Source organism: Rhizobacter sp. P1_G5 (genome assembly GCF_056405435.1).
This window is the reverse complement of sequence record NZ_JBFUCB010000122.1, coordinates 1-12170: the sequence shown is the minus strand read 5'-3', so window position 1 is coordinate 12170 and position 12170 is coordinate 1. Positions and strand designations below refer to the sequence as shown.

Genomic DNA, 12170 nt, shown 5'->3' with positions numbered 1-12170 from the left:
AGTGGGTCAGCTTGACGCCGGCGCGACGGCAGCGCCGCGGATGCCGTGCCGAGCCAGCGACTGCGCGACATAGCCGCTCGCCTTGGCCTGTTCGACGAAGCCGGCGAGCAGTGCGGTGGCAGCAGCGCCGCGCGTCAGCGGCAGCCCCATCGCCTGCTCGATCACCATGAAGCGCCCGGGCAGCAGGCGCAGGCCGGGCAGCCGCGCGGCATCGGATTCGAGCTGCTGGCGTACCCCTGCCGCCACGTCGGCGCCTTCGGCGAGGAAGCGCTCGACGACCGCCTGCGAGGTGGGCGTGCGCATCAGCTGCGCGGCCTTCAGTTCGCGCGACAGGTACAGGTCGTAGGCACTGCCGCGGCCCACCATGATGCGGGTGCCGGCGCGGTCGACCTGCGCGTTGTCGGCCAGCGGCGACTCGTTGCGCACCAGGTACGCGCCTTCGATCAGCACGTACGGCGCGCTGAAGCCGATGCCGTCGCTGCGCCGCGGGTCGATCGCGAAGAAGCCGATGTCGGCCCGGTCCGCCTTCACGGTGTCGACCGATTGCAGCGCGGCCTCGACGACGACCAGCTCCAGCGGCACGCCCAGGCGTTGCGCGAGCAGCGTCGCGAGGTCGACCGACACGCCGCTCACGACACCCGCCGCATCGCGGTTGGCGAGGATCGGGTTGCCGAGGTTGATGCAGGCGCGCAGCCGGCCGTGCGGTGCGAGGGCCGCCATGGCGCCGGCGGGCAGCGCGGGTGTCGAGGCGCAGGCGGTGGCCATCACCAGGGGCGCGAGGGCGCAGGACAGTGCTGCGCGGCGACGGGTCATCGAAGAGTGCACGGGACGGACTCCGTGGGCTGGACGCCGCAGTATCGCGGCAGCAGCGGGTTCTTGCACCACTCCCCTGAGGCAAAATCCCGCCGATGAACGACGGCCCGACTCTCGATACCGCCGACATCGTTCAGTTCGAGGACCTGTTCCGTGACCCCGGCTACCCGCAAGACCACCCGCTGTCCTTCGCCCTCGCGCAGAAGCAGCCGGCGATCGACGCGCTGCGCGGGCTGTTCGGCGGCAGCGCGGCGCTCGTCAGGCTGCGGCTGTGGTGTTTCCTCGAACTGGCGGCCCAGCCCCAGGGCAGGCTCTCGCGCGACGATGTCAATCAACTCTTCCATGCGGTGCTGCCCGATCCCCTCGACGCGGCACTCAAGCGCCTGCGCGACCTCGACCTGCTGGTCTGGGATGCCACCGCTCAGGACTACCATCTCTCGCCGCTCGCCCAGCAGGTGCAGGCGCTGCTCGCGCCGCTGACCGCCGCGCAGCAGGATGACGAGCTGTCCGGCCTGCTCGCGCAGGTGGCCGGCTCGCAGCAGCTCGGCCTGGTCGACGCCAGCCAGCTGCAGCACCTGCACGCCCAGCTGGCGCGCCTGCACGACGAGTTCGCCGAGGCCATCGCGAGCGGCTCCGAGGCCCGGCTGCGCCTGGCCCAGCCGCGCTTCGACCGCGCGCTGAAGCTGGTCGACAAGGCCGGCCAGGCGCTGTCGGCCATCATCCAGGACCACAACGACAGCCCGCGCCTGGAGCGCGCCGCCCGCGCGCTCGGCCAGGACCAGGCGCGGCTGCTGTCGATGGCCAGCCAGTTCACGCGTGCACTGCAGCAGGCCGACCGCCAGCGCGTCACGCTGGGCAGCAGCGGGCTCACCTCGTCCGATGTGCGCAACTGGCTGCAGCACCACACCGACCTGGCGAGCCTGCTCGGCGAGGCGCTGGCGATCGGCGTGCGGCCCGTCTTCGTGACGCAGCACGACCTGCTCGACGTGGCCGAAGGCGAGTTCGAGCGCGACCGCCCCGACCCCACGCGCAGCACCGGCCTGCCGCCGCCCGCGCAGGCCGATGCCGGCACGCTCGACATCCTCAGCCTGCCGCCCGAACTGGGCGAGCTGATCGGCCTGCTCGGCCGCTGGAGCAGGGCGCCCGACGATGGGCCCGGCGGCGAGGCCGGCGCCGATCACCTGCTGAGCGAGGCCGTGCTGGGCGGGCGCTTCGCGCACGCCGCCTACCGATTGCAGCTGATGCCGCTGCTAGGCGACGCACAGGCCCAGGCGCTGAAGAGCCCCACCGGTGAACTCGCGCGGATGCCGTGGCAGGTGGCGCTCACGCCCACGCTGCTGAAGACCGCCGACCTCGAGGTCGCGCTGATCAGCGAGGGGCACCTGCAACGCAGCGGCCGCGCGCCGTCTGCCGAACCTGTTCAACCCGATTCCGTCCGCATCCCAGAATGAGTACTTCCCTCGATGACGCCGCCGTGCTGGCGGCCGAACTGCTCGCGCGCCGCTGGCTGCCGCGGCAACACCCCAAGGTCAAGCGCGCATTGATCGACGCCGAGCTCTGGTCCGCGCTGCAGGAGCGGCTGGCCCAGGTCGGCCTGCGCCTGGTCGACAACATCTACGCCGACCACATCACCGTGGCGCTGCTGCGCCCGGCCGAGAGCGCGGTGTTCGGCGAGGCCGGGCTCGACAGCCACAACAACATCGACCTGCCGCGCGACGCCGTCTCGCTGCTGATCGTGCTGTGGTCGCTGATCGTGCTGCCCAAGCGCGAGCGCCAGGCCGCGCGTGCCACCAGCCTCGAATCCGACGGGCAGAACGAGATGTTCAACACCGCCCGCCCGCTGCCCGATGCGGCAAGCGTCAGCCCGGTGGTGTCGTACAAGTCGCTGCTGACCGATTTCGGCGTGCAGCTGGGCAAGAAGACCCGGCTCGACGGCAACCTGAAGCGGCTCGCGAACCACGGCTTCATCGTGCACCGCGGCGACGAGATCGCCGAGGGGCCGCTGCTCGACCTGCTGCTCGACTACGACGTGCTCGCACCGCGCATCCTCGACGGCGCGCTGCACGAGGTGCTGGGGCGGGCCCGCGGCGCGCAAGACACGCAAGACGCCGGAGAGGCCTGACCCGATGTTCCACCTGCAAAGCCTCGAACTGCTGCACTGGGACTACTGCCAGCGCCTCACATTGCCGCTCGACGGCGCCATCATCACCGTGGCYGGCCCGAACGGCTCGGGCAAGACCACGCTGCTCGACGCGATGCGCACGCTGCTCGGCCTCGACTGCTCCGGCGGGCGCAGCTACAAGACCTATGCGCGCCATGCCAACGCCGACAGCGCCTGGCTGCGCGCCACCGTCGACAACCGGCCGCGCAACCGGCAAGCCTCGAACCGGCCCTTCGCGCGCTGCCTGCTGTATGCCGACACGGTGACGCTGGCCTGCCGCATCGACCGCAACGGCGGCGACTGGCAGCGCCGCTACGTGATGGTCGATGGCGACGTGTCCATCGAAGCGCTGGTGGAGCGCCCCGACAAGGACTGGCTCGGCATCGAGCACTGGCGCCGCCGCCTCGAAGGGGCCGGCCTGAGCCGCGCGATCGCGCGCGTGCTGGCGCTCGAGCAGGGACAGACCGACCGGCTGTGCGAGTACTCGCCGAAGGAGCTGCTGCGGCTGGTGTTCGACGTATTCGGCGACCAGGACGTGCTGGACCGCTATGAAGACGCCCGCAACCACCAGCGCCAGCTGAGCCAGGAGGTGGAGGTCGCCGAGCGCGAGCTGGCCCACGGCCGGGCCCAGCGCGCCGAGCTGGAAGCGCGCGTCAACCTGTACCAGCAGTACCAGTTGAAGCTGCGCGAACGCGAGACGCTGAACACCGAGGTGATCCCGGTGCTGGCCTGGGCCGAGGAGCGCGAGCAGCTCTCCGGCAAGCTGCGCGACCTGCACCGGCAGCGGCTGGAGCTGGCCCAGCAGGGGCGGCAGCGCGCGCAGCTGAAGGCGCAGCTGCTGACCCTGCTCGAGGAGCAGACGGCAGCCGGCGAGCGCGTGGACCAGCTCGAGCGCGAGCACGCGGCCGCCCACCGGGTCTTCGATGCGGCGCGCGATGCCGAGCGGCCGGTGGAGGCCGTCGTCAAGCACGCGAAGGAACTGGAGGGCCTGGCCGTCATCGAGAGCGATGCGGCCCAGCTGAGCGAACGCCTGCAGCAGCTCGAGAAGCAGAAGCAGGGCCTGGCCACCGACTGGCAGCGCCTGAGCGACCAGCGGGCCGATGCGGCACGCGCGATGGCCGAGCTGCAGGGGCAGGGGCCGACGCCGCGGCCGCCCGAGATCGCCCGCTTCCAGCGCACGCTGAAGGAGGCCGGCATCGCGCACCACCTGCTGGCCGACGTCATCGAGATCACCGACGAGCACTGGCGCGCGGCGGCCGAAGGCGTGCTGCGCGGCGTGCGCTGGGTGGTCGTGCTGCAGCGGACCGGCGATGAATCGCAGGCCCTGGCGCTGGCCGAGCGCGAGCGCTATCGCCACTACGTCGTCGCCGAGGCCGAGGCGGCACCGGCGAAGGCCGCGGCCGGCAGCCTGCTGGAGGTGTTGAAGTTCAGCGCTGCGGCGCCGGGCTGGTTGCTGCGGCAGCTGGCAAACATCCAACGCGTGGACAGCACCGCGCACGGCGTCAGGCAGGGTGGCGAGTGGATCACGCCGCAGGCCTATCACCGCGACGGCCGCGGCGGGCGCAGCGTGTGGGTCGATCCGGAACAGCACCAGTTCGGCGCGGCGGCGCAGGCCTCGCGCAGGAAGTCGATCGAGCGGCGGCTGGCGCAGCTCGACGAGCAGCTGATGCGCGTCGCGCAGGAGCAGCAGGGCGTGCAGCGGCAGCTGAAGGATGCGCAGCAGGCCGCCGAGGGGCACAAGGCGGTGGAGGAGCTGGCGCGCCGCAGCGAGGAGTTCGCGCAGGCGCGCAACGCGCTGCCCGAGCTCGCGAAGCTGCGGGCTGCTGCCGGCCAGCGCTGGAACGACCTGGGCCGCCAGCACAGTGAGGCGGTGGCTGCGGACACCACCAGCCGGCACCGGTACGAGCAGGCGCGGGATCGGCTGAAGGACGGCGAGTTCCACAGCGTGCAGAAGGAGCGCGACTGGACCGAGCGCCATGACGGCCTGCGCAGCCGCATCGCCAACTCGCAGAAGGACAGGGCCAGCTTCCCCGCACGCTGGATCGCGCCGGAGCAGGTGGACGTGCTGCGCCAGCGCTACGGCAACGCGACGCAGGCGAAGCTGCGCAACGAGGCCATCGAGGCCGAGCTGAACCAGGGCCATTGGGAGACCGATGCCAGCGTCGAGGAGAAGCTGACGCTGATGACGGCCGCCGTGCGACAGCAGGAAGGCCAGCTCGGCGATCGCAAGGCCAGCAACGAGGCGGCGCGCGTGGCGGTCGACAACGCCCGTGCGCGCTACATCGACGTGCTGCGCGCCACGGTGCGCCGCTACCGCAAGAACATCACCGAGCTCGGCCAACTGGCCGGCGTGGACGTGAACGCCGACCTGCCGCACCTCGACAACGACGACACCGTGCTGAAACAGGCCGAGCTGAAGGTGCACTTCAACTTCGACGGCAAGGGCAGCATCGGGCTGAACGACGGCGAGGCCTCGGGCGGCCAGCAGGTCATCAAATCGCTGATCCTGCTGGTGGGCCTGATGAAGGACGACGAGACGGCCGGCGGCTTCGTCTTCATCGATGAGCCGTTCGCCCACCTGGACGTGCGCAACATCCAGCTGGTGGGGCACTTCCTGAAGTCGACGCGCGCGCAGTACGTGCTGACGACGCCGATCACGCACAACGTGGAGGTCTTCGAGCCGGCGGACATCACGCTGGTGACATCGAAGAAGCTGAAGGGCGCGCGCTGGGCCCCGCCGATCGGCGTGCTGCAGCGGCGGGCACCGGTGCCGGCGATGCCATGACGGGCGAGCTGGTCACCAGCTACCCCGCGGCGAAGCTCAGGGAGCGCCGCGTGGCCGCTGCGGCGCCACCGGCCGCGCTGCCGCTGCTGAGCCTGCCGCAGCGCGAGATGCTGATCCGCTGGGGACGCTCGGACAGCCTGACGCGGCAATGGCTGCCGCTGCTGCGATCTGAGGAGTCGCGCGCGTCGATCGAGGAGGTCGAAGACCTTGCGACGCTGCTGCTGAACCACGGCTGGATCAGCGTCACGGATCGCCAGGGCAGGAACGGCTGGCTGCGGCAGTCGATCACCTGGCTGCACCTGCCGGTGTTGAAGCAGTTGCTGGGGCTGGGCACGCTCGAATCGCGCCGCGACCAGCGCAGCGAGCAACTGCAGGCGCTCGCGGACTGGGTCCGCCCGCACGAGGCGCTGCACGCGGCTGCGGCCGAACTGGCGGAGGGCGGCGCGGTGCTGAACCTGGCGACGCTGGCGCGCCGCATCGAGCTGCTGCAGGCGCTGGCCCGCTGGCAGGATGAGCAGCACACCGGCACGCGACGGGATTTCGAACTGCAGGCGCGCGGCAAGACCAAGTCGCTCGCGACGGCGGAGTGGCAGTGGCTGGATGCGCATGTCGACCTGCCTGCGCTGGGCATCGAGCGGTTCGCGCAGCAGGTGTGGCTGGCAGGGGCGTTCGATCTCATGTGGGCGCCCGAGCACCGCTGCGACCTGCGGGCGCTGCATTGCGTGGGGCTGGCGGCGCGTGACCTGCTGAAGCTGGTTCAGGCGGCGTCACCGGCGCAGTACTGGCTGATCGAGAACCGCGCCAGCTTCGAGCGGCAGGCGGCGCAACGCGCGGACGGTGTCGCGTTGATCTGGCTGCCGGGGCGCCCGCCGGGCGACTGGATGGCCGCAGTGGGTGCGCTGCTGGATCGGGCGCCTGCGCCGGCGCGCATCAGCGCCGATCCGGACCCGGCAGGTGTCGAGATCGCGCTGACGGCCGGCAGCCTGTGGGAGAGCCGCGGGCTGCCGTGGGAGCCGCACCTGATGGGCGTCGATCAGCTCGCGGCGGCCCGGCAGAAGCTGCCGCTGGATGATCACCACGACCCCGCCACGCTCGCCCGCATCCGCGCGAAGCCGGGCGTGCCCGAGGCATTGCGGCGGCTGTGCGAGCACATGGCGCAGGAGCAGGTGAAGGCCGAGCAGGAGGGCTGGCTGTGAAGTGCCAGGAAGCAGGCTCAGTTGGGGCCGATACCATCGTGCATCGCTCCAACATGCCTCACGGCACTGCCATCCCATGCCGATCTTCTCGTCGCAATTCTCGTCCCGCGTCTTGCGTCCGCTGCTCTCGGCCGTCGTCCTGGCAGGCACCGCATCAGGCAGCTTCGCGCAGGCCGCGGTGCCTGACGAGGCGGCCGACTACGCGCGGCCCCATGAACTGATCGACGTCGACCACGGCCGGCGGCTGAACCTGTACTGCCGCGGCAGCGGTGGCCCGGTGGTGATCTTCGAGGCCGGCCTGGAAAGTGACGGCTGGGACTGGCTGAAGGTGCATCCAGCCATCGCGAAGCTGACCACGGCCTGTGTCTACGACCGCGCCGGGTACGGTTTCAGCGACGCCGCGACCCGGCCTGCCACCCATGCGCAGGCGGGCGCGGACCTGCACGTCCTGCTCCAGCGGGCGAAGCTGAAGCCGCCGTACGTGCTGGTCGGCCACTCGATGGGCGGCCGTGTCGCCCAGCTCTACGCCTACACCTGGCCGAAGGAGGTCGGCGGCCTCGTGATCGTCGACAGCGAGCACGAGGACGAGCCCGCGCGTGGCAACCGCGTCACCGGCGGCAAGTTCTCGATGCTGCTGGCGCAGGAGAAGGCGATCGACGAGGGCTGCTACCGCGCGGTGCGCAAGGGCATGAAGGAGGGGAGCGAGGCGTACGTGCAATGCGTGGGCGACAGCTCCAACCTCTACGGGCCGGTGCTGTGGCCGGTGGTGCGCTCGGCACGGCAGGATCTCAAGCGGCAGACGGCCGTGCAMGCCGAGTACCTCCAGTACCACACGAAGAGCGCGGCCCAGCTGCGTGCCGCGCGCAAGCGCTTCGGCGACCTGCCCTTGGTCTACCTGACCCGCGGCGTCAGCCCCTATGCGACGCCCGGCCAGCCCCGGAGCGAGGTCGACAAGGCCTTCGAGGCCGAGGTGCTGAAGACGCACGAGGAGGTGGTGGCGCTGTCGAGCCGCGGCGTCCATCGCGTGGTGGCCGGCGCGGGGCACGACATTCCGGCCGAGAAGCCGCAGGCGGTGATCGATGCGGTGGCCGAGGTGCTGGGGATGCGCTGATTCGAAGTCACTGGCTGCATGCTTGCCCGATTCTCACGTGGAGGGCAGCAGCAGGGTACGGCTTCGCGTGGTGTAGCGACTTGGAAGCCGAGAGCCGACGAGTCTCGTCGCCGCATCGCGATCGAACGGGATGAGCATCACGGCAATGTCGTCGATGATTCGCTCGGTGCGCCAGCCGCGGCTTGCTTCCGCGGCGATTTCGAACGGCTCCAGGACCAGGTCGCGCAGATCTTTCGATGGCGCGACGGCCACGAGAATGGCGTGAAGCCCATCCAGCTTGCGAAGCCCGTGGGGCTCTCTTGAAATGATCTGAAGGAGCTCACGCGTGTGTGCTGCCGCTTTGCCTGGCTCCCTGTGGACGAGCAGGCGCAACGGCCACAGCGCAACGCAGGCGATGCGATTCGGCTCACCCTGGCTGTATGCCGCGGCAAAGGCCTCGTCCAGCAGGCTGTCTGCGGCCTGATCGGTGGGGTTCATCTCCACGATGGACGCGATGGCCTGGCAGCGATACCAGGGGTGTTCGATGCTGCGTGCCACCTGCAGTGCCTGCCCCGGATCGTGTTCGGCGAGCCGTTGTACGTCTCCTCGTGCCAATGAGCCCCTGCCTTCAGGGCTGTTCCGCAACCGCGCGATGCATTGATCCGGTGATTCGAACGGATCGCTTTCCGGCATGTCGGCACTCACAGGCCAGGCTTCCAGAGTTTCGGCACGCCCGGGCAACTGAAGCTGCCGGAGTCGAAATACTTGTCGTGGATCGTGTCGCTGAGCAGAAGCGGCTGGCGAACCAGCACGAAGGTGAATGCAGCGGCGGCGAGCATGCCCAACACGAGACGCCGATGCCATGCCTCAGAAAGATCACCCTCGAGGCGGGCCAGCCAACCCAGCCCGAAGACGATTCCCAGCTGGAGGGTGATGCCGAAGCCGAGGCGTGACAGGTCGATCGGCGGACTGCTCCCGCAACGCAGCGAGGCGAGCCACGCATCCATTGCTGCGAGCAGGACCAAGGTCAGGAAAGGCGCCACACGCCCGAACTTCTGCGCGATGCCCGCGCCATGAGGGTGTGACCGAAGGAAGAAGTGAGACATGTTCAGGCTCAGGCGTCAGGCCGGATCGTAAAGGGTCCGGCTGGCATAGCGCCCCGGCGGCATCCCCACATGCCGCGTGAACGCCACGCCGAAGGTGCTGACCGAGCTGTAGCCGACGCGCTCGGCGATCTCGGCGATCGCAAGCTCCCGCTGCCGCAGCATCTGCCGCGCCAGCGCCATCCGCCAGGCCAGCAGGTACGCCATCGGCGCCACGCCGACGGCACGGCTGAAGCGCTCGAAGAAGGCCGAGCGCGACATCGCCGCCTCGTGCGCCAGCTGCGCGACGGTCCACGCGTCGGCCGGGCGCTCGTGCATGCGCCGCAGCGCCGGCGCGAGCTTCGGGTCGGCCAGCGCGCGCACCAGGCCCGGTGAGGCCGAGGTGCCGGCCGACCTGCCGGCCGGCACCCGCAGCGCCTCGATCAGCAGCACCTCGAGCAGGCGGGCCATCACGACCTCGCGCGCCGGCCGCTCGGCGCGGGATTCATCGCCGACCAGTTGCACCAACGTCGACAGCCGGCGCTCGCCGCGCACATGCAGCCACTGCGGCAGCAGCGGCACCAGCAGCGCCGCGTCCGGCGAGCCGAACACGCAGTTGCCGACCAGCATGCGCACATCCACCGCGCCGTTCGGGTCGCCGACGCGCGCCCCGCCGGGCATCGGCGCGATCGGCGTGGTGACGGCTTCATCCGCACGCGGTGGCTGCCGGTCGAGGCTGGAGGTCGCGAAGCCGCGCGCGGCGGGAATCAGCGCGAAGTCGCCTTCCTGCAGCGTGATCGTCTCGTCGCCACCCGGGCCGTCCATCGTCAGGCGGCAGCCGCCTTCGAGCACGACGAAGTAGAACGGCCGGCCCATCTCGGCGCGGCGCACTGCCCACGGCGCCGATGCGACGACCAGCTTCGAGAACGGTGCCCCGGGTTGCAGCATCGACACGACTTCTGCCAACGGATCGACCATGCCGGACTCTCTCGACAAATCAACGGACTCCCGAGTGTAGTCAGTCCGGTCCCGGCTCCGTATCGTGCGGGCATCGTCAATCAGATGGAGTTCCCGATGTCCAGCCAATCCAGCGTTCCCACCGTCCTGATCACCGGCTGCTCGTCCGGCTTCGGCCTGGAGACGGCACGCTACTTCCTCGACCAGGGCTGGCGCGTCATCGCGACGATGCGCACGCCGCGCGAGGACCTGCTGCCGCCCTCCGACCGGCTGCGCGTGCTGCCGCTCGACGTGACCGATGCCGAGAGCATCCGCCGCTGCGTCGGGGCGGCCGGGCCGGTCGATGCGCTCGTCAACAACGCGGGTGTCGGCCTGCTGGCGCCGCTCGAAGGCATCACGCCCGACGGCGCCCGCGCGATCTTCGAGACCAACACGCTCGGCACCATCGCGATGACACAGGCCGTGCTGCCGCAGTTTCGCGAGCGGCGCGCCGGCGTCGTCGTCAACGTCACGTCGAGCGTCACGCTGAAGCCGCTGCCGCTGCTGTCGGTCTACACCGCAAGCAAGGCGGCCGTGAACGCGTTCACCGAATCGCTTGCGCTGGAGCTGGCGCCGTTCAACGTGCGGGTGCGGCTGGTGCTCCCGGGGCGTGCACCCGGCACGAGCTTCGACGACAACGCCCGCCAGCGCATGGCCGGCAGCGCGCACGAGGCCTATGCGGACTTCACGGCACGCGTGTTCGCCGCGGTGCGCGACACCAGCTCGCCGGTCACGCACGCGCAGGATGTCGCCGAGGCGGTGTGGCGTGCGGTGACCGACCCGGCGGCGCCGATGCGCACGCCGGCGGGGGCCGACGCGGTCGCCCTGGCGGCAACCTGACGGCCCCCTGAGTCACCGTCCCTGCGGAAGCTTCACAGCTTCGGCAGGCTCGGGATCGTCTGGTTGCAGTCCCCCTTCAGCGGCAGGTTGCGGCACACGTACTGGCCGGCCGAGTTCTCGGTGGCCGCGCCGGCCGGTGCCGGCATGTGCACGCGCTGCTTCCAGATCTGCCAGATCATGAAGCCGTCGTTCGAGCGGCCCTTGTTCTTCACGTAGTTCACCAGCGTCTCGACGTTGTAGTACGGCGTCGCCATGTTGTTGCTGCCGTTCAGCATCTCGGCGTCGTACTGCACGCCGTTCGCCGGGATCTTCAGCACCGCGCCGCCCGCGCCTTCCGGTGCGATCTCCATGCCCATGTGGATCGGGCCGCTGTAGATCGCGCGGTACGACTCGTAGCCTTCACGCGGGTCGTAGTAGTCGCCGCCGTCGTACGACATCAGGTTGACGTGGCTCAGCTTGCTGCCGCGCGTCTTGACGGCGGTGTACATCACGCCGCCGAACGGCGAGCCCCACTGCACCTTGCCCTCCTCGAACGGCGAGCCCTTCACGTAGTAGGCGCCGGTCGACCAGCCGGCCACCGAGATGCCGAGCTTCGCGCCGCGCGACTGGATCTCGGCGTAGGTCGCGTCGATGATGCCGACGATCTGCGCATCGGTGTTGCAGCTGAAGTTGGCGGCGTCGAGCTTGTTGCACGACGCGCCGTTCACCTCCCAGTCGAGGTCGACGCCCGACGCGCCGAGGTCCAGCGCCAGGTCGACGACCCCCCGGGCGTTGTAGTTCGCCCATTCGCTGCCCTGGCTGTAGGCCCAGCCGCCGAACGACAGCCACACCTGCGTGCCGCGTGCCTTCAGCGCCGCGATGTTGTTGCGCAGGTCCTGCGCCTGCTGCGCGCTGAAGAAGCGCTGGCCGTTGTTGCCGGACGCGCCTTCGGCGAACTCGAAGCCGGCGATCGACTGGTCGAACGCGTAGCTGCCCTTCACGTACGGCGTGTTCGGCTTCGCGAAGGCCAGGTTCACATGCGTGAAGTAGTTCGGGATGTTGGCCGGCACCAGGTCGTAGATGCTGGTGTTCCAGGTGCCGGAGTAGCCGATGTAGGCGCGGGCCGCCGGTGCCGGGGCCGGCGCAGGTGCGGGGGCCGGGGCGGGAGCGGGAGCCGGGGCCGGCGCTGGGGCCGGTGCCGGGGAGGGCGCCGGTGCAGGAGCCGGCG

Annotated in this window: 11 protein-coding genes; 6 read left to right on the top strand and 5 right to left on the bottom strand. The window is 70.4% G+C overall.

Features of this window, described 5'->3' with window-relative positions; all coding sequences use genetic code 11:
- Positions 1 to 6: 6 nt before the first annotated feature.
- Positions 7 to 765 (bottom strand): transporter substrate-binding domain-containing protein, encoded by a 759-nt coding sequence (locus AC1D12_RS11440; RefSeq protein WP_477840485.1) that lies wholly within the window; start codon positions 763 to 765, stop codon positions 7 to 9.
- A gap of 143 nt (positions 766 to 908) precedes the next feature.
- Here AC1D12_RS11440 and AC1D12_RS11435 point away from each other — a divergent pair, with 143 nt between their 5' ends.
- The 5 genes from AC1D12_RS11435 (at position 909) to AC1D12_RS11415 (ending at position 8066) form a co-directional block, all read left to right on the top strand.
- Positions 909 to 2264, top strand: a complete 1356-nt coding sequence (locus AC1D12_RS11435; RefSeq protein ID WP_477827035.1) for a hypothetical protein — start codon at positions 909 to 911, stop codon at positions 2262 to 2264.
- Positions 2261 to 2935 (top strand): hypothetical protein, encoded by a 675-nt coding sequence (locus AC1D12_RS11430; protein ID WP_477827036.1) that lies wholly within the window; start codon positions 2261 to 2263, stop codon positions 2933 to 2935. The genes AC1D12_RS11435 and AC1D12_RS11430 overlap by 4 nt, the downstream gene beginning before the upstream one ends.
- A gap of 4 nt (positions 2936 to 2939) precedes the next feature.
- Positions 2940 to 5759 (top strand): ATP-binding protein, encoded by a 2820-nt coding sequence (locus tag AC1D12_RS11425; RefSeq protein WP_477840483.1) that lies wholly within the window; start codon positions 2940 to 2942, stop codon positions 5757 to 5759.
- Positions 5756 to 6955, top strand: a complete 1200-nt coding sequence (locus AC1D12_RS11420) for a DUF2399 domain-containing protein (protein WP_477840482.1) — start codon at positions 5756 to 5758, stop codon at positions 6953 to 6955. The genes AC1D12_RS11425 and AC1D12_RS11420 overlap by 4 nt, the downstream gene beginning before the upstream one ends.
- A 76-nt stretch (positions 6956 to 7031) precedes the next feature.
- Positions 7032 to 8066, top strand: a complete 1035-nt coding sequence (locus tag AC1D12_RS11415) for an alpha/beta fold hydrolase (RefSeq protein ID WP_477840480.1) — start codon at positions 7032 to 7034, stop codon at positions 8064 to 8066.
- Positions 8067 to 8099: 33 nt separating this feature from the next.
- Here the strand turns inward: AC1D12_RS11415 and AC1D12_RS11410 are convergent, their stop codons facing one another.
- From AC1D12_RS11410 to AC1D12_RS11400, 3 genes are read right to left on the bottom strand one after another with little or no spacing between them, the layout of a single operon-like run.
- Positions 8100 to 8750 (bottom strand): hypothetical protein, encoded by a 651-nt coding sequence (locus AC1D12_RS11410; RefSeq protein WP_465111978.1) that lies wholly within the window; start codon positions 8748 to 8750, stop codon positions 8100 to 8102.
- Entirely contained in the window at positions 8747 to 9151 is a 405-nt protein-coding gene (locus AC1D12_RS11405) for a hypothetical protein (RefSeq protein WP_465111979.1), read from the bottom strand. The genes AC1D12_RS11410 and AC1D12_RS11405 overlap by 4 nt, the downstream gene beginning before the upstream one ends.
- A gap of 15 nt (positions 9152 to 9166) precedes the next feature.
- Positions 9167 to 10105 (bottom strand): AraC family transcriptional regulator, encoded by a 939-nt coding sequence (locus AC1D12_RS11400; RefSeq protein WP_477826469.1) that lies wholly within the window; start codon positions 10103 to 10105, stop codon positions 9167 to 9169.
- A gap of 96 nt (positions 10106 to 10201) precedes the next feature.
- On the opposite strand from AC1D12_RS11400, the gene AC1D12_RS11395 reads away from it, so the two are divergent.
- Complete coding sequence (locus tag AC1D12_RS11395) at positions 10202 to 10963, top strand: SDR family oxidoreductase (protein WP_477840478.1); 762 nt, start codon at positions 10202 to 10204, stop codon at positions 10961 to 10963.
- 32 nt (positions 10964 to 10995) lie between these two features.
- Here AC1D12_RS11395 and AC1D12_RS11390 read toward each other — a convergent pair.
- Positions 10996 to 12170 (bottom strand): glycosyl hydrolase family 18 protein (locus AC1D12_RS11390; protein ID WP_477840476.1); only part of this gene is annotated, 1175 nt, incomplete at its 5' end.